General features: G+C 68.8%; 18 protein-coding genes, 1 tRNA gene, 1 pseudogene and 1 riboswitch. Of the genes and pseudogenes, 18 read left to right on the top strand and 2 right to left on the bottom strand.

The window, feature by feature from the left end; all coding sequences use genetic code 11:
• Positions 1–7 precede the first annotated feature (7 nt).
• The 7 genes and pseudogenes from cmk (at position 8) to F1734_RS14670 (ending at position 6795) form a co-directional block, all read left to right on the top strand.
• Positions 8–670, top strand: a complete 663-nt coding sequence (cmk, locus tag F1734_RS14695) for a (d)CMP kinase (RefSeq protein WP_040269849.1) — start codon at positions 8–10, stop codon at positions 668–670.
• Positions 667–2088 carry a ribosome biogenesis GTPase Der gene (der, locus tag F1734_RS14690; protein ID WP_017682154.1) on the top strand — a complete coding sequence of 474 codons (1422 nt, stop codon included), beginning with the start codon at positions 667–669 and terminating at the stop codon, positions 2086–2088. The genes cmk and der overlap by 4 nt, the downstream gene beginning before the upstream one ends.
• A gap of 83 nt (positions 2089–2171) precedes the next feature.
• A tRNA-Pro gene (locus tag F1734_RS14685) sits at positions 2172–2245 on the top strand.
• 369 nt (positions 2246–2614) lie between these two features.
• Complete coding sequence (locus F1734_RS14680) at positions 2615–2920, top strand: nucleotidyltransferase family protein (RefSeq protein WP_225222424.1); 306 nt, start codon at positions 2615–2617, stop codon at positions 2918–2920.
• Positions 2910–3071, top strand: a pseudogene (locus F1734_RS26535) (HepT-like ribonuclease domain-containing protein); the annotation flags it as partial. The gene F1734_RS14680 and the pseudogene F1734_RS26535, both read left to right, overlap by 11 nt.
• A gap of 636 nt (positions 3072–3707) precedes the next feature.
• Entirely contained in the window at positions 3708–6368 is a 2661-nt protein-coding gene (adhE, locus tag F1734_RS14675; protein WP_010596534.1) for a bifunctional acetaldehyde-CoA/alcohol dehydrogenase, read from the top strand.
• Positions 6358–6795: an SRPBCC family protein gene (locus F1734_RS14670; RefSeq protein ID WP_059174660.1), complete on the top strand. Its 438-nt coding sequence runs from the start codon at positions 6358–6360 to the stop codon at positions 6793–6795. The genes adhE and F1734_RS14670 overlap by 11 nt, the downstream gene beginning before the upstream one ends.
• 577 nt (positions 6796–7372) lie before the next feature.
• On the opposite strand, the gene F1734_RS14665 is transcribed toward F1734_RS14670, so the two are convergent.
• Complete coding sequence (locus tag F1734_RS14665; protein ID WP_119699809.1) at positions 7373–8341, bottom strand: vWA domain-containing protein; 969 nt, start codon at positions 8339–8341, stop codon at positions 7373–7375.
• 24 nt (positions 8342–8365) lie between these two features.
• On the bottom strand, positions 8366–9304 hold the full coding sequence (locus tag F1734_RS14660; protein ID WP_102030699.1) for an AAA family ATPase: 939 nt from the start codon (positions 9302–9304) through the stop codon (positions 8366–8368).
• A gap of 130 nt (positions 9305–9434) precedes the next feature.
• On the opposite strand from F1734_RS14660, the gene F1734_RS14655 reads away from it, so the two are divergent.
• The 11 genes from F1734_RS14655 (at position 9435) to gcvP (ending at position 19192) form a co-directional block, all read left to right on the top strand.
• Positions 9435–10052, top strand: coding sequence for an NUDIX hydrolase (locus F1734_RS14655; protein WP_017681697.1), 618 nt, complete (start codon positions 9435–9437; stop codon positions 10050–10052).
• A 74-nt stretch (positions 10053–10126) separates the two neighbouring features.
• Positions 10127–10744, top strand: coding sequence for a CDP-alcohol phosphatidyltransferase family protein (locus F1734_RS14650; protein ID WP_059174666.1), 618 nt, complete (start codon positions 10127–10129; stop codon positions 10742–10744).
• Positions 10741–11607 (top strand): DUF881 domain-containing protein, encoded by an 867-nt coding sequence (locus F1734_RS14645; protein ID WP_203010727.1) that lies wholly within the window; start codon positions 10741–10743, stop codon positions 11605–11607. Before F1734_RS14650 ends, F1734_RS14645 begins: the two co-directional genes overlap by 4 nt.
• A 5-nt stretch (positions 11608–11612) precedes the next feature.
• A complete protein-coding gene (locus F1734_RS14640; protein WP_003937277.1) occupies positions 11613–11969 on the top strand; it encodes a small basic family protein in 357 nt (118 codons plus the stop codon).
• Positions 11970–11973: 4 nt separating this feature from the next.
• Positions 11974–12714 (top strand): DUF881 domain-containing protein, encoded by a 741-nt coding sequence (locus tag F1734_RS14635; RefSeq protein ID WP_010596527.1) that lies wholly within the window; start codon positions 11974–11976, stop codon positions 12712–12714.
• 43 nt (positions 12715–12757) lie between these two features.
• Positions 12758–13162 carry a glycine cleavage system protein GcvH gene (gcvH, locus tag F1734_RS14630; RefSeq protein WP_010596526.1) on the top strand — a complete coding sequence of 135 codons (405 nt, stop codon included), beginning with the start codon at positions 12758–12760 and terminating at the stop codon, positions 13160–13162.
• A gap of 174 nt (positions 13163–13336) precedes the next feature.
• Positions 13337–13804, top strand: coding sequence for a glycogen accumulation regulator GarA (gene garA, locus F1734_RS14625; RefSeq protein WP_003937274.1), 468 nt, complete (start codon positions 13337–13339; stop codon positions 13802–13804).
• Complete coding sequence (gene ftsR / locus F1734_RS14620; protein WP_026137991.1) at positions 13804–14541, top strand: transcriptional regulator FtsR; 738 nt, start codon at positions 13804–13806, stop codon at positions 14539–14541. The genes garA and ftsR overlap by 1 nt, the downstream gene beginning before the upstream one ends.
• Positions 14542–14645: 104 nt before the next feature.
• The gene (locus F1734_RS14615; protein ID WP_010596524.1) at positions 14646–15119 is read left to right on the top strand and encodes a bifunctional nuclease family protein; all 474 of its coding nucleotides are present in this window, start codon (positions 14646–14648) and stop codon (positions 15117–15119) included.
• Between the two features lie 258 nt (positions 15120–15377).
• Positions 15378–16004: a MerR family transcriptional regulator gene (locus F1734_RS14610; protein ID WP_003937271.1), complete on the top strand. Its 627-nt coding sequence runs from the start codon at positions 15378–15380 to the stop codon at positions 16002–16004.
• Positions 16005–16076: 72 nt separating this feature from the next.
• Positions 16077–16171: riboswitch (glycine riboswitch) on the top strand.
• A gap of 168 nt (positions 16172–16339) precedes the next feature.
• A complete protein-coding gene (gcvP, locus tag F1734_RS14605) occupies positions 16340–19192 on the top strand; it encodes an aminomethyl-transferring glycine dehydrogenase (RefSeq protein WP_040269828.1) in 2853 nt (950 codons plus the stop codon).
• Positions 19193–19314 lie beyond the last annotated feature (122 nt).

The following is a 19314-nucleotide window of genomic DNA, read 5'->3' as shown; positions in this document are numbered from 1 at the left end:
CGTCGCCATGGACGGTCCCTCGGGCACCGGCAAGTCCACCGTCTCCAAGCGACTCGCCCAGCTCCTCGGCGCGGCATACCTGGACACCGGCGCCATGTACCGCGTCGCGACCCTGCACGTGCTGCGTGCGGGTGCGGACCTGACCGATCCGGTCGCCATCGCCGCCGCCACCGAGCCCCTGCCCTGGTCGATCGGCACCGACCCGGAGGCCGAGGACATCCGGCTCGCCGGGGAGGACGTCCGCGAGATCATCCGCGGTGCCGAGGTCACCGGCGCCGTCTCGGCCGTGTCCGCCGTCCCCGCCGTCCGCCGGACCCTCGTCGCAGCGCAGCAGCGCATCGGCCGCGACGCGGGGCACATCGTCGTCGAGGGCCGCGACATCGGCACCGTCGTCTTTCCCGACGCGGATGTGAAGATCTACCTCACCGCCTCCGCCGAGGCGCGGGCACAGCGGCGCAACCAGCAGAACATCGCCGAAGGCCGCGGCGACAACTACGAGGCGGTGCTCGCCGCGGTGCAGCGCCGCGACCACCTCGACTCCACCCGCGCGGTGTCCCCGCTGCGCGCGGCGGACGACGCGATCGTCGTCGACACGAGCGAGATGGACATCGACGAAGTGATCGCCGCGCTCGCCGCCGTGGTCGCCGAACAGACGGGAGCGACCCTGTGAGCGAGGACGTGACGGAATTCACCGGCGACGGTACCTGGTCGGAGGAATCGGACTGGGACCTCGAGCTCGCCGGGGCCGCCGAACTCGAAGAGTTCGTGCCCGTGCCGACGGTCGCCGTGGTCGGACGCCCCAACGTCGGCAAGTCCACCCTGGTCAACCGCATCATCGGCCGCCGCGAAGCGGTCGTCGAGGACGTGCCGGGCGTGACCCGCGACCGCGTCTCGTACGAGGCCACCTGGAACGGCCGCCGATTCATGGTGCAGGACACCGGGGGATGGGAACCCGACGCCAAGGGCCTGCAACAATCCGTCGCGCGACAGGCAGAGATCGCGATGCGCACGGCCGACGCGATCCTGATCGTCGTCGACGCCACCGTCGGGGCCACCGCCGTCGACGAGGCCGTGGCCAAGGTGCTGCGCCGGTCCAAGACGCCGGTGCTGCTCGTCGCGAACAAGGTCGACGACGACCGCGTCGAGTCGGAGGCGGCGGCACTGTGGTCGCTGGGCCTGGGGCAGCCGTACTCGGTCTCGGCCACCCACGGTCGCGGCACCGGCGACCTGCTCGACGAACTACTCGCGGTGCTGCCGCGCACCCCGCGTGAAGGCACCGGGGGACAGGGGCCACGTCGCGTCGCACTGGTCGGCAAACCGAACGTCGGCAAGTCCAGCCTGCTCAACAAGCTGGCCGGCGACGAACGATCCGTGGTCCACAACGTCGCAGGCACGACGGTCGACCCGGTGGACTCCCTCGTCGAACTCGGCGGCAAGACCTGGCGGTTCGTGGACACCGCCGGTCTGCGCAAACGCGTCAACACCGCCTCCGGCGCCGAGTTCTACGCCTCGTTGCGCACCCGCGGCGCCATCGAGGCCGCCGAGGTCGCGGTGTTGCTGATCGACGCCTCCGAACCCATCACCGAGCAGGATCAGCGGGTGATCTCGATGGTCGCCGACGCCGGCCGCGCCCTCGTCATCGCATTCAACAAGTGGGACCTCGTGGACGAGGACCGACGTTACGAGCTGAGCCGGGAAATCGAACGCGACCTGCTGCGCGTGCCGTGGGCGGCGCGCGTGAACATCTCCGCGAAGACCGGCCGCGCCGTGCAGAAGCTCGTGCCGGCCATGGAGACCGCCCTCGAGTCCTGGGACAAGCGCATCTCCACCGGCCGTCTCAACACCTGGCTCAAGGAGGTCATCGCCGCTACTCCGCCGCCCATGCGCGGCGGCCGCCTGCCCCGGGTACTGTTCGCCACCCAGGCCGGCACCCGACCGCCGACCTTCGTGCTGTTCACCACCGGCTTCCTCGAAGCCGGCTACCGCCGCTTCCTCGAACGGCGGCTGCGCGAGGAGTTCGGCTTCGAGGGCAGCCCGGTGCGGATCTCGGTGCGCGTGCGCGAGAAGCGGGACCGCCGGAGCAAGTAGCGTCCGCAAGTGCCGTGACCAGGCGATTGGTGAATCGGTCCGTCCCTGTTGTAATCTCAACGAGCGCTCGACGAGAGCGCGGACGGGCTGTGGCGCAGCTTGGTAGCGCACTTGACTGGGGGTCAAGTGGTCGCAGGTTCAAATCCTGTCAGCCCGACTTTCTGGGGCCTGACCTGTTCATACAGGTCAGGCCCCTTTTTCGTCCCCACCGCGGCTCCGTCGAACGACTGCAAGGTTGGGACGCTGGGGACCAGAAGGCGGCGCTGCCGCGCCGTCCTCGGGCCGTCCCAACGCGAGGGGAGTGGTACCAAGTGGCTCCCGCCCCCTGGACCCCTGGACACGGATCAACCTCGACGGCCAGCCGTTCTGTCTCACGCAGCTTCGGCGGCCGTCGAGGTCGCTCCGGAACGATTTGGCGTGCCCCTCGAGAGCGTCAGCCCCCCGTCCCGCGGGCAGAATTGTCGGGTGCCGATGCATGACGTGCCAGACTGGTGCAAGTCGACTCCGGGAGGGGAAGGAGAGCGTCATGGCTGGGCCTCTCGTGCTTGATCGCGCGGCGATCGCCGAGACCTGCGAGCGGTACGGCGTGAAGCGGCTGGTCATCTTCGGCTCGGCCGTCACCGAACGTTTCAACGAGTCGACCAGTGATGTCGACTTCCTCGTCGAGTTCCGCGACGACGTCGCGAACCGCTTCGACGCCTACTTCGGTCTCAAGGAGTCTCTGGAAGCCCTGCTCGACCACCCGGTCGATCTTGTCTCTCCCGTTGCCCTGGAGAATCCCTACTTCGCTGCGTCGGTCGAGGAGAACGGGCACGAGGTCTATGCGGCCTGAGGCGCCGGGGCTGCTATGGGACGCCCGTAAGGCCGCACGGCTGATCGCCCAGTTCGTCGCGGACCGGACATGGCACGAGTACGAGAGCGACGCGATGCTCCGCTCAGCAGTTGAGCGACAGTTCGAGATCATCGGCGAGGCGCTCAACAGGCTCAGCCGTCTCGACCCGGACACCGCCACCCTGATCCCGGACCTGCCGCGGATCGTCGCCTTCCGGAACTGCTCATCCACGGGTACGCCGTCATTGACAACGAGCTCGTCTGGGAGGTCGCAACGACGCGCGTCAGGGACCTGGCCGCGCTACTTGGACGGCTCCTCGGCGAAGACGAAACCGCATAGCGACGGGGAGGCGGAGCCAGCGGCCGAGGCGCTGTGCCACCGGGGACCCGGCGGGGACCAACGCCACGTTCGACCACTCGATTTCACGCCTGAACGACCGACAGCGACAGACAAGGGCAGACGACTACAGACAGTCGGTTCACGCTCAGGTCCTCGAGCCCCGGCTGGGGGTCAAGTGGTCGCAGGTTCAAATCCTGTCAGCCCGCCCGACGAACGAGGCGGTCCCGGATTTCCCGGGGCCGCCTCGTTCGCGTCTGCACATCCCTTCCGGCACACCGCGCCGTTCCACCCGGGCAACATTCGTTCCCCGGCGGCGGGACAGGTCCGCGAATGGCCCACGGTCAGGGTCCAAAGACCGCAGTCAACCCCCTGCGCCGCGAGTACTGTCGCGAACAGAAGCCGCGGCCACACCGAGGCACGACGGGCATCTCCAGTACGAGGAGACAACATGACCGAAACCCGGATCGGAACCGGATCCCAGGCCGTCAACAGCTCCGGCGACGCAGCCACAGCGCAGACCACCCCCGCCGTCGATGCCGGCCCGGTCCGGCACGAGCAGGTCGACGCGGTCGTCGACACGGCAACCGCGGCAGCGGCCCAGTTCCGCATACTCGACCAGCAGCAGGTCGATGCGATCGTCGAAGCCATGGTGCGGGCCGGCATCCGGGCGGCCGCGGAACTCGCATCGGTGGCGATCGAGGAGACCGGGTTCGGTGTCTTCGAGGACAAGGTAGTCAAGAACTACGTGGCCACCGAGTTTCTCTACGACTACCTCAAGGACAAGAAGTCCGTCGGAGTCATCGAGGAGAATGTCGAACACAGCATCGTCCGTATCGCCGAACCCATCGGCGTCGTCCTGGCCATCACCCCGGTCACCAACCCCACCTCCACCGTGCTGTACAAGGCGATCGTCGCCGCGAAGACCCGCAATGCCGTCATCTTCCGACCGTCGCCGTTCGCCGTGCGGTCGTGCGAACGCACGGTGGAGATCCTGCGCGCGGCGGCTGAAGCCGCCGGCATGCCTCCCGGCGCGCTCCAGGTCATCCCCGACGCCGCTCACGAAGTCACCCATTACCTGTTCAAGCATCCGAAGGTCGACTTCATCTGGGTCACCGGCGGGCAGAAGATCGTCGCTCTCGCCAACGCCGCCGGCAAGCCCGCCCTCGGTGTGGGTCCAGGCAACGCTCCCATCTACCTGCACCGCACGGCCGACATCAGGGGCGCCGTCGTCGACATCCTCATCTCGAAGACCTTCGACGCCTCCGTGATCTGCCCCGCCGAACAGACCTGCATCATCGACGACGAGATCTACGACGCCACCGTCGCGGAGTTCGAGCGGATGGGGGCGCACCTGCTCACGGACGAACAAGCGGAGGCGATCGCCGAGTTCGCGTTCGGCTGCGGCGACAAGGTCAACCTCGCCGCGCTCGGCCAGCAGGCTCCCGAACTCGCCGCCCGGGCGGGTTTCACGGTGGATCCCGCGGTCAAGGTGCTGCTCGCGCCGCTGCCGTCCGACCTGGACCGGCTCGCGGCGCACCCCCTGGTGCAGGAGAAGCTGATGCCGGTCCTCGGCCTCGTGCGCGCCCGCGACGTCCAGCACGGCATCGACGCCGCCGTCCTCGTCACCGAACACGGCGGTCTCGGCCACACTTCCGCCATCTACGCCACCGACCCGGCCGTGATCGACGCCTACGGCCTGGCCGTGCGGACCGGCAGGATCCTCGTCAACGCCCCGACCGCGGTAGGGGCCCTCGGCGGGATCTACAACAACCTCACGCCCACGTTCTCGCTGGGCTGCGGCACGTGGGGCGGGTCGAGCACCACCGAGAACGTCAACTACCAGCAACTGCTCAATATCAAGACCGTCGCGCACCGCCGCACCCCGCCGCAGTGGTTCCGCGTACCGTCGAACACCTTCTTCAACGCAGGGGCCCTCGAGAACCTCCGGGAAGTGCCCTGCACCAGCGTCGTGGTCGTCACCGACGCGCTCAGTGAACAGCGGGGAGTGGTCGACGAACTGCGCGCCCACCTGCGCGCCGAACACGTCAAGGTGTTCAGCGAGGTCGAGCCGGAACCGGACGAGGCCACCATCCGCCGCGGAGTCACCCTGCTGGAAGGAAATCCGCCGGACCTGCTCGTCGCCATCGGCGGTGGGTCGGTGATCGACGCGGCCAAGGCCATCCGGCTGTTCTACGAACACCCGGAGAAGGACCTCGCCGAGCTGAGCCTGCCGTTCCTCGACCCGCGCAAGCGCATGGCGGACTACCCCCAGGATCCGCACAAGCTGCGGCTGGTGGCAATCCCCACCACCGCCGGCACCGGTTCGGAGGTCTCACCGGCGGCCGTCCTCACCGTCGCCGGCCGCAAGGAGACCCTGGTCGACTACTCCCTGGTTCCGGACATGGCGATCGTGGACCCGATGCTCACCCTCTCGATGCCACGCACATTGACGGTCGACACCGGAATCGACGCCCTCACCCACGCGCTGGAGGCGGTGGCCTCCATCTTCGCCTCGCCCTACACCGACGCGTTCTGTGTCCAGGCCGCGCGCTTGATCTTCGAGGCGCTGCCGCGGGTGTACGACGATCCGGACGATCTGGCCGCGCGCACCGACATGTCCAATGCCGCCACCCTTGCCGGTCTCGCATTCTCGAACGCGTTCGTCGGCACGAACCACGCGCTCGCACACTCCGTCGGCGCCAGGTTCGGGATCGCCCACGGCCGGGTGAACGGCGTGTTCCTACCCCACACCCTTCGCTACAACGCCGGCCTGCCGACCAAGTTCATGCCGGCCCCCGGCTATTCCGCGTACGTCGCGCCGGAGAAGTACGCCCAGCTCGGACGGATCGTGTTCGGTGGGCACGATCCCGAGGAGAGCCGCCGCCGGCTGTTCCAGGGCGTCGAGGACCTGCTCCGTCGCATGCAGGTGCCGCGCACGCTGAAGGAGATCGGCGTCCCCGAGGAGGAATTCGTCACGGCGCTGCCGGAGCTGGCGATGAACGCGTTCCAGGATCTGAGCAATCGTACGAACCCCCGGATGCCGCTCATCAGCGAGATCACCGAACTCCTGCGCCTCGGCTACTACGGGGACGGCGAGCATGCCCACTGACAGCGCCACCAAGACGATTCAGGTCGACGCACCCCTGGAGACCGTGCTCACGACCATCCGTGACATCGAGAGCCAGACCGAGTGGATTCCCGAGATCCTCGAGGCCGAGGTGCTCGAGGCCGAGGAAGGGACCGGACTTCCGCACACCGCCCGGTTCAAGGCGTCGGCCACCGTCGGCACCGACAGCTACACCCTCACCTACCGGCACCGCGACGACGGCATGAGCTGGACGATGCTCCAGGGACGCCTGCAGACCGGACAGGAGGGCCGTTACCACCTCGTCGCGGTCGGTCCCGACCGAACCTCGGTGACGTACGAACTGACGATCCATCACAACCTGCCGCTGCCCGGCTTCCTACGGAACCGAGTGATCAAGGGCCTGGTCGACAGTACCCTCACCGGACTGAAGAAGCGCTTGGAGAGCTGAACGGGGAAAGGGGAGGGCAGCAGCGCCCGCAGACGCGTCCCGCCGGCCGCGTAGGGTGCCACCCGGATCCGCTCCCGGCGCCTTCCACGAGCCCGCGGTCGGTCACCGACGGCCCCCTCCGGGGACGCTCGCGGCCTAGAAGCCCTGCACGCCGCGCCCCTGCACGCCGCGTCTGCCGAGAACGGATCCCGGGCCCTATCCGGTCGTCCCGGCGGTAGCCGGACCGTGGCACGTCCTGGGACATCTGCCGGGAGTTGTAGCTGCCGACGAGACGTCCGGCATGGGCGGATGCCGATGCGGGGGAGGGCCGGGTAGGTCACGCCGCGCAAAGCCGGGCGGTGCATGGCGAGTCGTCTCGTGGAGGCACGTTCTCCCGTCCGTTCCTGCAGAACGCGGACCGTCGGGAGCAGCAAGGACCCACCGTCCCATTTCGGATCTCACGGAACTCTAGTGTTTTCAGGAACAAGCGGGGCCGGCGACATGTACAGAATCCGACGCGGACGGAATCGCATAAATTACCGAATTCCCCAGCTACGTAGCACTCCAATCACGGGCAAGACACGCACGGACCGGCCTGTCAGGCGCCGAATGCACGCGAGATCGCTGCAGCGACATCCCGGTGTCCACGGATGGGCAGGGCGAATCCCCTCCCGGACCGAGCGAGGTCGCGGGCGGTGAGCAGATCGTGTTCACCGGAGATGTCGGCGAGCACGTCGAGCCGGGGGAGCCGGCCGGCCGCGGTCCTCGGATCGGGCCCGGCATTGTGCACGCAATCCGACAGAAGCAGTACCCGTCCCTCGTCCGCAGGTACGTCCCGCAGCTGACCCCCCGCCACGTCGAGCGCGAAGCCGACGTTGGTCAGACCCTTGCTCGGGATCCGGAGCAGCAGGTCCACGAGCGCGGCAGGGGAGACCGGCTCCCCTAGGGCACTGAGAACGGCGGCTTCGGACCAGAAGGCCACCACGGCCAGATCGTCGTGTCCGAGTTCGCCGGCCACGGCACCGACCGCGGCCGCGGCGGTGCGGATGCGCTCGCCGCGCATGGAACCGGAGATGTCGACGACCAGCACCACTTTCCGGCGATCGCGGATCCGATCCCGCATCACCAGATCCGTGGACCGTGCGAACGGGTCCTCGGCAAGTATCTCGACGGTGCGGTCCAGGTCGAGTTCCTCGGCACCGTCCTGATACGGCAGCGTCCGGAGCCTGCCGAGGCCCCTCCGCGGCGCACGACGATGTCGTGGGCGCGGCACGGACAGCCGCGCAGCAATCTCGCGTGCCCGGCGTCGGACCTCGGCGTCCGCGACCGGACCGGAGGCATCGAGATCGGCCAGCGGCAATACCTCGGCCGGCTCGTCGGTCTGCCCGGGTCCCGCGCCGACTCCCGATCCGGGGGTACGTCCGGCTCGATGCGGGCCACCCACCATCACCAGACCCTGGCCGCCACCGCGGTGCTCGTACAGGGCCGGGTCGACCGACAGCTGCTTCGGTCTGCGCCGGAACGGCTTTCCCCGGCCGGTGGAGTGGCGCTGAGCACGATGGTGCACGGCGCCCTCGGCGGGGACGGACCTTCAACCGGGGGCGGCGGCAGCAGGACGGAGAAGGAAATGGTCCTGCCAGATCTCCCGCAGGACCGCTTCGGGCGTGGTTTCGGAGACCTCGTCGACCGCGATCCGTCCGGACAGCGCCACCAGCAGCGCGTCGAGCACAGCGCCGGTGTACTCCACCGGAAGATCCCGCGGTGGATCGGTCGAGTCCGGCAGATCGTCTGCAACCCCCCGCATGTCGAACAGTTGCATGGCGACCAGGGTCAGGTCGATCGCGCCGCGGACGCTGGACCCACCCCGCAGATCGGGGTGCTCTCGCGTGGCACGGGTGAGCGCTACCGCGTCGGCGACGAGCCGTGCCGACCCACATCCGGTTCGCCGGACGACGATCTCGTGTTCGGCCTGCGTGTCCTGATAACCCACCGACAGTCGGCAGAACCGGTCGTGCACGCTCATCGACAGTCGGACGGTGCCGATGTTGTCGAACGGGTTCATCGAGGCCACCACGCGGAACGCCGGATCGGCGACCACCGTGCCCACCCGCGGCACCGTGATCCGCCGTTCCGCCATCGCGGTCAGCAGGCTGTTGAGTGTGTCCTCGGGCGATCGGTTGAACTCCTCGAGGTAGAGCACTCCACCGTCGCGCATCGCCGCCACCAGCGGTCCGGGCACGAAGTTGTCCTCGTGGTAGCCCTCGGACAGCACCCGTGCCGGATCGTGATAACCGACCAGGCGCGCCGGCGTCAGGTCGGCGTTCCCCTCGACGAACATCAGCGGACTGCCGAGCTCGGCGGTGATGGCCCCGAGCAGGGTGGACTTGCTGGTCCCCGGCGGACCCTCGAGGAGCACGTCGCGGCCTGCCCCGATCGCGGCGAGCAGAAGATCGGTTTCCCGGACGCGGCCCACCACCCGCTCCGCGACTCCCCGCCGGACCTCTGCCATCGATCGGATGGTGCGCTGCATGCTCACGTCCTCGTGTACCCCTGGATCTGTTCGTTTCGTCGAACAACTATGCATCGGCCGGGCACGCCGAACGGACCGTTTCGGGGATCCATGCGCAGAATCGCAATTCCTACCGCCTAGTGTCGGTGCCATGACCGTCCGGAATCCCCTGGACCCGAGCGAGGTCGGGTCGGCACTCTCCGCGTTCGAACCCCGTTTCCTGCCCCTGGACGGCCGGCGTCACGCCGCGGTGGTCGTCGCCGTGCTCGACGACGGGCACGGCAACCCGGTCGTGCCGCTCACTCGCCGCCCCACGCGCCTGCGATCTCATCCCGGTCAGTTCGCATTGCCGGGCGGACGCCTCGACGACGGGGAGACCCCCGACGTGGCCGCGCTGCGCGAACTGCACGAGGAACTCGGACTGCGCGCTGATCCCGGCGGCATTCTCGGCCGGCTGGACGACTACATCACCCGCTCGGGCTACGTCATCTCGCCCTACGTCGTGTGGGTGGATGCGGCGATCGGCGATCTCGTCCCCAACCCGGACGAGGTTGCCGCCCTCTATGCCGTCACCGAGTCCGAACTCGACAGCGAGCCCCGGTTCGTCACCATCCCGGAGTCGGACAAGCCGGTGATCCAGTGGCCGTTCCGGGGTCATCTCGTCCACGCACCGACCGCGGCGGTGATGTACCAGTTCCGTGAAGTCGTGCTCCACCGCCGAAGCACCCGCATCGACGACCTGGAACAGCCCGTGTTCGCGTGGAGGTGAGCGGTCGCACGGGCAGCGGCGGCGTGGGGTGTGCAAGGCTGTCGGGACCGACTCCCCGAACGACAGGACGGATGATGAACGACGCGACGACGACCGGTACGCCGGCTCGATCCGACCGCATCGTCACCGTCCCCAACGTGCTGAGTGTCGTCCGCCTGGCTGGAATCCCGATCTTCCTCTATCTGGTCCTCGTCCGGCATGCCGACGGGTGGGCGCTCGCGGTTCTGATGCTCAGCGGGATCACCGACTGGGCCGACGGCAAACTCGCACGGCTGCTCGATCAGGCGTCGCGACTCGGGGCGGTGCTCGATCCGCTCGTCGACCGCCTCTACATCGTCACGACTCTTCTCGCGCTGGTGGCCCGGGGCATCGTGCCGTGGTGGATCGCCGTTCTTCTGATCGGCCGGGAGATGGTGCTCGCCCCGACCCTGGCCGTCTATCGACGCCGCGGTCTGCCGCCACCGGAGGTGCTGTACCTGGGCAAGGGCGCCACGTTCCTGCTCATGTTCGCGTTGCCGCTCCTCTTGGCCGCGCAGGCGCTTCCCGCCGCCGGCGACGTCCTCGAACCCGCGGGGTGGGCCGCCCTCCTCTGGGGCACTGCCCTCTACGTGTGGACGGGCGCGCTCTACCTGCTGCAGGCGGTGCAGACGGCTCGAGCGGTGCCCGTGTCCGGAGGGCCTGCCACCGGATGAACCGCAACTGGGAGCAGATCCGCCGCAACCCCGTCCCGTCGCTGCTGAAAGCGCTGCTCGAGGACCATCTCGATCCCGGGTACACCGGCGCGGCGCGCGACCGCGCCGCCGGCCACTCCCGCCCGACCCGCACCGGCATCGGGGTGTGGCTCGTCCTCGGTGGTCTGCTTGCCGGCCTCGTCCTCGGCGTGGCATACGCCCAGAACATCGAGCGCGAATCCGGGACGGAGCAGGCGCGCGACGACATCCTCGCCACCGTCCGCGCGACCGAGGACCGCAACGACGCACTCGCGGCCTCCCGCGACGACTTGTCCACCGAGGTGGAACAGCGCCGCATCGCGGTGCTCGCCGACGACGAACAAGGGAGGGCGGTGCTCGACCGGCTCGCCCGCGCAGAGGACGACGCAGCGTCGACGCCCGTGCACGGGCCGGGAATCACGGTCACCCTCGCCGATCCGGCGTCGCGTCCCGACCTGACGGACTCGGCGGAGAAGGACCGCGCCCGCAGCGCCTCGGTGATTCTCGACCGCGACCTGCAGTCGGTCGTCAACGCGCTCTGGCGCAGTGGCGCCGAGGCCGTCGCGATCAACGGGGTCCGGATCGGTCCGGGTGTCACCGTCCGTCAGGCCGGTGGAGCGATGCTCGTGGACAACAGGCCGGTCTTCTCGCCCTACACGGTCTCCGCCGTCGGGTCTCCTGCCGAGTTGCAGACCGGGTTCGTGGTCAGCGATGCCTACCTGCGCATGGCGGGGGTGCAGCAACTCTACGAGGTAGGTTTCACCATCGCGGACGCGGCAGACCTGGCGCTGCCGGCCGCCACGGTGCGCGATGTCGCAGCGGCACGGGAAACGGGAGAGCGGTGAGGACTGTGGTGACCAAACGCGGATATGCCCTCTACGCGGTGCTGGCCCTCGGTGTGGGCATCGTGGTGGGCGTGATCGTCAGTCCCCAGGTTCCGGACGTGGTCCAGCCCTACCTGCCCATCGCGGTCGTCGCGGCGCTCGACGCGGTCTTCGGCGGCCTGCGCGCCTACCTGGACGAGATCTTCGACGCCAAGGTGTTCGTCGTCTCCTTCGTCTTCAACGTGCTGGTCGCCGCACTGATCGTCTGGCTCGGTGACCAACTCGGGGTGGGCACCCAACTCTCCACGGCGATCGTCGTGGTTCTCGGTATCCGGATCTTCGGGAACGCATCCGCACTGCGCCGCAGGCTGTTCGGGGCGTAGCGGGATGGGCGAGGGCAAGCACGAACGACACGACACGGCCGAGACCGGCACAGCGCGCCGATCGCGGATCGTCTTCTCCGCCCTGGCGGCGCTGCTCATGGTTCTGCTCGGGGTGGGGATCGCCACCCAGGTCAGGAACACCGGTTCGGGGGATGCGCTCGACTCCGCCCGGCCCGCCGACCTGCTGGTGGTGCTCGACAACCTCAACCGGCGCGAGGCGGAGCTGCGCCAGGAGATCACCACCCTGGAGCAGACGCTGGCCAGTCTGGAACGCAACGGCTCCGAGGCCGCGCTCGCGGAGGCGCAGCAGCGCCTGTCGGCCCTGCAGATCCAGGTCGGCGCCGCCCCGGCCACCGGTCCGGGAGTGATCTTGACCATCGCCGACCCGCGGCGGGGGGTCGGTCCGGAGGTCCTTCTCGACACGATCCAGGAACTGCGCGCCGCGGGAGCGGAAGCGGTGCAGGTCGCCGGAACCGGCGACGCTGCCGTGCGTATCGGCGTGGACTCCTGGGTGGGCGGAACCGCAGGTGCGCTGGTCGTCGACGATCGACCGCTCGCAGCGCCCTACGTCGTCGCCGCGATCGGGGACGCGCCCACACTGGCGGCGGCGCTGAACATCCCCGGCGGTGTGGTCGACACGGTGGCCCGAGCCGGCGGGACGGTGCAGATCGAGCAGTCGCCGCAGGTCGAGGTGCCCGCCTTGCGGGAGATCGAGCCGCGACAATACTCTCAGCCCGGTAATTGAACCCGGCGTTCCACGCGAATGTCGCTGCCCGAAAGGACCTGTCGTGAGTGAGTTCCGAACACCCGCCGATCTGCGTTACACGGCGGAGCACGAGTGGGTTCGCCGAACCGGCGACGTGACCGCACGCCTCGGCATCACCGACTATGCCCAGTCGCAGCTCGGCGACGTCGTCTTCGTGCAGTTGCCCGAGACCGGTGCGGAGCTCACCGCGGGGGAGTCCTTCGGCGAGGTGGAATCGACCAAGAGCGTGTCCGACGTGTTCGCTCCGCTCACGGCGAAAGTCGTTGGGGTGAACTCGGATCTGGACGGCAATCCCGAGCTCGTCAACGGGGATCCGTACGAGGCCGGCTGGCTGGTGGACGTCGAGGTCGGCAGCAAGGACGAGCTCGACGCCGCTCTGGCGGACACGCTCGACGCCGACGGATACCGCGCAATCACGCAGAACTGACCCCGCGTCCGGCCGGGGCCGCGTCTGCCTGCACGAAGGACGTCGTGCAGGGTACGGTCATCGGTAGGCGTGTGCCGGGTCGGGGCGCGGGTCCGTACCGGAAGTGATCGTGGCTGAACGAAACTGCGGCCCCGGGGGAGCGATCCCGAAGGGCCGAACGGATAAGGAGATACGGTGAGCGAGAACGGCAACGCGGGCTACGAGGAAACCCCTGCGGAAACCACTTCGGTGTTTCGTGCCGACTTCCTGAACGAGCTCGATACCACCGGCACGGGCGCGGGAACGACCGAAGCGCCGGTCTCGGGGGTCGAGGGGCTTCCCACAGGATCGGCGCTGCTCGTCGTCAAGCGTGGCCCGAACGCCGGGTCGCGTTTCCTGCTCGATCAGCCGACGACGTCGGCCGGGCGTCACCCGGACAGTGACATCTTCCTCGACGACGTGACGGTGAGCCGTCGGCACGCCGAGTTCCGCCAGGACGAGGGCGAGTTCCAGGTCGTCGATGTGGGAAGCCTGAACGGAACCTACGTCAACCGCGAGCCGGTCGACTCGGCCGTTCTCGCGAACGGCGACGAGGTGCAGATCGGGAAGTTCCGGCTGGTGTTCCTCACCGGCCCGCGGGGTTCGCAGGGCACGGGTAGCTGATGACCGCTGCCCGCCAGCCGTCACCGGGGGGGATGTCGATCGGCTCCGTGCTCGATCGGCTCCGGCCCGAGTTTCCGGACGTGACGATCTCGAAGATCCGTTTCCTCGAATCCGAGGGACTGATCAGTCCGGAACGCACCCCGTCGGGTTATCGCCGTTTCTCGATCGCGGACTGTGAGCGTCTGCGGTACGTACTGACCGCGCAACGGGACCAGTACCTGCCGCTGAAGGTGATCAAGGAACAGCTCGAGGCGATCGACCGCGGTGTCGCGACGGTGGGCTCGGTGGAGGGTCGCCCGAAGCGGCCCCGGACCCTGGCCGTGGCGCCGGGGCAGGTGTCCCCGGAGGATCTGCGCACGGACCGGGAGGTGCGGATCAGCCGGGACGACCTGTGCGGGCGGGCGGGCATCGAGTCGTCCTTCCTGACGGAGCTGATCCGCGCCGGGCTCATCGTGCCCGGCGCGGCCGGCTTCTTCGACGAGGATGCGGTGCTGCTGGCGCGCACCGCCAAGGCCATGTCCGAGTTCGGCCTCGAGGTTCGGCACCTGCGTGCGTTCAAGCTCGCGGCCGACCGGGAGGCGGGCCTGGTGGCGCAGATCGCGGGTCCGGTGGCAAAGGGCCGGGACGTCGGTGCGCGTGCTCGGGCCGAGGAGATGGTACGGGAACTGGCCGCGCTGTCGTTGACGATGCACACATGCCTCGTCAAGGCCGCCGTCCGGGGCGCTCTGGATCGGTGAGCGGCGGGCGTCGACCTCGACGACGGCGCGTTTGGCACTAGAATTCAGGGGGATATCGGCGGACGGTTCGCCACCGTCGCACAGCAGGGATGGGAGGCGGCTCGATGAGCGAGATGCGAGTAGTGGGGATCCGGGTCGAGCAACCGCAGAATCAGCCTGTCCTGCTGCTGCGCGAGGTCGACGGAGATCGGTACCTGCCGATCTGGATCGGCCAGATGGAAGCCACGGCGATCGCACTGGAACAGCAGGGTGTCGAGCCGGTCCGGCCGTTGACGCACGACCTGATCAAGAATCTGGTCGATGCCTTCGGCCGTACCCTCGAAGAGGTCCGGATCGTGGATCTCAAGGAGGGGACGTTCTACGCCGATCTCGTCTTCGACGGCGGTCTGCGCGTGTCGTCCCGCCCCTCCGACGCGGTCGCTGTAGCCTTGCGCATCGGCGCGCCGGTCTTCGTGGAGGAACCGGTGCTGGCGGAAGCGGGCCTCGTCATGCCGGATGAGCGGGAGGACGAGGTCGAGAAGTTCAAGGAGTTTCTCGAATCCGTCTCCCCCGACGACTTCAAGGCGACGGACGGCTGATCGTCGAACGCCGCCGAGGTTCTGTCGCGACTTCCGGCCCCGACGGCCGGGACGCGCGCCGCGAGTGTGACGCGGAACCGGAAGGTCGTCGTCCGGTCGGCGTGTTGCTGCCCAACTTTTCGTACGGGGCGTACGCTGAGTGAATCGCTACGGATCGACTCGGTGGGTCACGCGAGCGCTCGACGACCGGATGGGGGTGGGGATCCGCCCGTCGTTCGTTCCAGGGCACGCCTGTGCACGCGAGAGGGAGTCACAACAGTGGGAGATCGGCCGCAGGGACAGCAGCTCAGCTTCGACGCCGTCGACCGCGATGCCCCGTCACGGGCAGCTCTCGATGCCGACGAGATGCAGCCGGGTCTGTTCCCGGACGATTCGGTGCCTGACGAGCTCGTCGGCTACCGCGTGCCCATCGCCTGTCAGATCGCCGGCATCACCTACCGCCAGCTCGACTACTGGGCGCGGACCAACCTGGTCGTTCCGTCCATCCGGGGCGCGGCCGGCTCGGGCAGCCAACGGCTCTACTCGTTCAAGGACATCCTCGTCCTGAAGATCGTCAAGCGTCTGCTCGACACGGGCATCTCGCTGCAGAACATCAGGGTGGCGGTCGACCACCTCCGCGAACGCGGAGTGCGGGACCTGGCGAAGATCACCCTGTTCTCCGACGGCACGACTGTGTACGAGTGCACCTCCCCGGAAGAGGTGGTCGATTTACTGCAGGGCGGGCAGGGAGTGTTCGGGATCGCGGTGAGCGGTGCCATGCGGGAGCTGACCGGCAGCATCGCCGACTTCCCGGCTGAGCGCGCGGACGGTGGCAACGTGGAACAGCGACCCGAGGACGAACTGGCCTCTCGCCGCCGCGAACGCGTCAATCGGCGGATCGGGTAGACGCTCGTCACAGGAAACGCCCGCGACCTCCGTGTTCCGCGGCCTCCCGGTGCCCTAGAATCGGGGGTACGTCGCCGCCGTGCGGGAGAGTTCCGGACCTGTTCCGGGCGCCGAAGGAGCAGCACCTCCCCGTCAATCTCTCAGGCATCGAGGACCGTACGGGCACCGACGTCTCTGGAAAGCGGTGGGAGCACCCACCCGCCCACGGGGAAAGGGCCGGTTCGTTCCGGTACCGAATCTCTCAGGCGCTCGCTCGACGAGCTCGCGACAGAGGGGGAGGACACGCACCGTGCGACCCTTGCCCGGATGCGGACCTCCGACCTCAGGGAGTCGCGATGACCGATGCTGCCACCCACACCTTCGCCGACCGCCACGTCGGCCCCGACGCGGCGGGACTGCGCCGCATTCTCGACGTCGTCGGCGTCGAATCCCTCGACGAACTGGCCGCGAAGGCGGTGCCCGCCGGGATCCTCGACGCGCGGACCGACGGGGTCGCGGACGGACTCGAGTCGCTCGACGCGCCGCTGTTGGAACACGAGGTGCTGAAGGCCCTGCAGGAACTCGCCGGGCAGAACACCGTCGCGACGTCGATGATCGGTCAGGGGTACTACGGCACGCTGACTCCGCCGGTCCTGCTGCGCAACATCATCGAGAATCCCGCCTGGTACACGGCATACACCCCGTACCAGCCGGAGATCAGCCAGGGGCGCCTCGAGGCCCTCCTCAACTTCCAGACCATGGTCTCGGACCTGACCGGCATGGAGGTCGCCAACTCGTCGATGCTGGACGAGGCGACCGCCGCCGCGGAGGCGATGACGCTGCTCGCGCGCGCCAACCGCAAGTGCCGGAGCACGCGGGTCGTCGTGGACACCGACGTGTTCGCCCAGACCGCGGCGGTCCTCGCGACCCGCGCGGAACCCCTGGGAATCGAGATCGTCACCGCGAATCTCGTCGACGACGGTCTGCCCGAGGGGGAGTTCTTCGGCGTGATCCTGCAGATCCCGGGTGCCTCCGGCCGGGTGTTCGACGCGGGTCCCCTCGTCGAGGCGGCGCACGAGCGTGGCGCCCTCGTGGCGGTGGGGGCGGACCTGCTGGCCCTGACGCTGCTCACCCCGCCCGGTGAACAGGGCGCGGACGTATGCTTCGGCACCACCCAGCGGTTCGGCGTGCCCATGGGATTCGGCGGGCCGCATGCCGGCTATCTCGCGGTGCACGCCGCCCATGCCCGCAACCTGCCTGGCCGGCTCGTCGGTGTCTCGGTCGACGCCGACGGTTCGCCGGCGTACCGGCTGGCGCTGCAGACGCGTGAGCAGCACATTCGCCGTGAGAAGGCGACCAGCAATATCTGCACCGCGCAGGTGCTTCTCGCGGTCCTCGCCGCGATGTACGCGTCGTACCACGGCGCCGAAGGCCTGGCCGGGATCGCGACCCGTGTGGCGGGCCAGGCCGCCCGGCTCGCCGCGTCGCTGCGAGCCGCCGACATCGACGTGGTGCACGACAGCTTCTTCGACACCGTTCTGGTCCGCGTTCCCGGCCGCGCCGACGCGGTGGTCGCGGCGGCGCTCGAGGCCGGCATCAACGTCCGGCGGGTCGACGACGACCAGGTGGGGGTCTCGTGCGACGAGGCGACCAGCGAGGCCGATGTGGCTGCAGTTGTTGCCGCGTTCGGGGCGGAGGACACCGCGGCGGAAGCCGCGCCCGCCCTTCCCCGGCACCTCGCGCGCACGAGCGCGTACCTGGAGCACGAGGCGTTCACCCGGTACCGTACCGAGACCGCGATGATGCGGTACCTGCGCCGCCTGTCGGACATGGACCTCGCGCTCGACCGCACCATGATCCCGCTGGGTTCGTGCACGATGAAACTCAATGCCGCCGCCGAGATGGAGGCGATCACCTGGCCCGGATTCTCGGCGCTGCATCCGTTCGCCCCCGCGGATCAGACCGCAGGCATCCGCCGGCTCATCGCGGACCTGGAAGGGTGGCTTGCCGCGGTGACCGGGTACGACGCGGTGAGCCTGCAGCCGAACGCCGGCAGCCAGGGCGAGTACGCCGGGCTTCTGGCCATCCGCCACTACCATCTGAGCCGGGGCGACGAGCACCGCGACACCTGCCTGATCCCGTCGAGCGCGCACGGCACCAACGCGGCCTCCGCGGTCATGGCCGGTATGCGCGTGGAGGTCGTCGCGTGCCGTTCGAACGGTGACGTGGACCTCGACGATCTGCGTGCGAAGATCGCCGATCACGCCGAACGTCTCGCCGCGATCATGATCACGTACCCGTCGACCCACGGCGTCTACGAACACGAGATCGCCGACATCTGCGGCGCCGTGCACGACGCCGGTGGTCAGGTGTACATCGACGGGGCCAACCTGAACGCTCTCGTCGGTCTGGCACGACCCGGCAAGTTCGGCGGCGACGTGAGTCATCTGAACCTGCACAAGACGTTCTGCATTCCGCACGGCGGGGGCGGTCCCGGGGTGGGGCCGATCGGCGTGCGCGCACACCTGGTGCCGTTCCTGCCCGGACACCCGGCGGAGCCGGGGCTCGGCGGGGGCGGACCGGTGTCGGCGGCGCCGTTCGGATCGGCGTCCATCCTCCCGATCACGTGGGCGTACATCAAGCTGATGGGGGCGCAGGGCCTGCGGCGGGCCTCGCTGACCGCGATCGCGTCGGCGAACTACATCGCGCGCCGGCTCGACGAGTACTTTCCCGTCCTGTACACGGGTGAGAACGGCATGGTGGCGCACGAGTGCATCCTCGATCTGCGGCCCCTGACGAAGGACACGGGCGTCACGGTGGACGACGTCGCCAAGCGTCTGGCGGATTACGGCTTCCACGCACCCACCATGAGCTTCCCCGTTGCGGGCACCCTCATGGTCGAACCCACCGAGAGCGAGGACCTGTCCGAGCTCGATGCGTTCATCGACGCGATGATCGCCATCCGCGGCGAGATCGACCGCGTCGGGGCAGGGGAGTGGCCGGTGGACGACAACCCGCTGCGCGGGGCGCCGCACACCGCCCAGTGCCTGGTGGGGGAATGGATCCACCCCTACAGCCGTGAGATCGCGGTGTATCCACTGGGGCAGACCCGCGCGAAGGTGTGGCCCGCGGTGCGACGCATCGACGGGGCGTACGGGGATCGGAACCTTGTGTGCTCGTGCCCGCCGTTGGAGGCGTACAGCAGCTGAGTGAGTTCTCGGGGGTGAGCCGCCGGAGCGGCTCACCCCCGAGAATCAGACCAAAATATTCCGAGCCATACGGAACATATTAAATAACCGAACATCCCGGAACGGCAACCCTCCAACACCCG

Source organism: Rhodococcus ruber (assembly GCF_016804345.1).
Lineage (GTDB): Bacteria > Actinomycetota > Actinomycetes > Mycobacteriales > Mycobacteriaceae > Rhodococcus > Rhodococcus ruber.
Note: the sequence above shows the minus strand (reverse complement) of the source record. Positions and strands in the feature narration are given on the sequence as shown.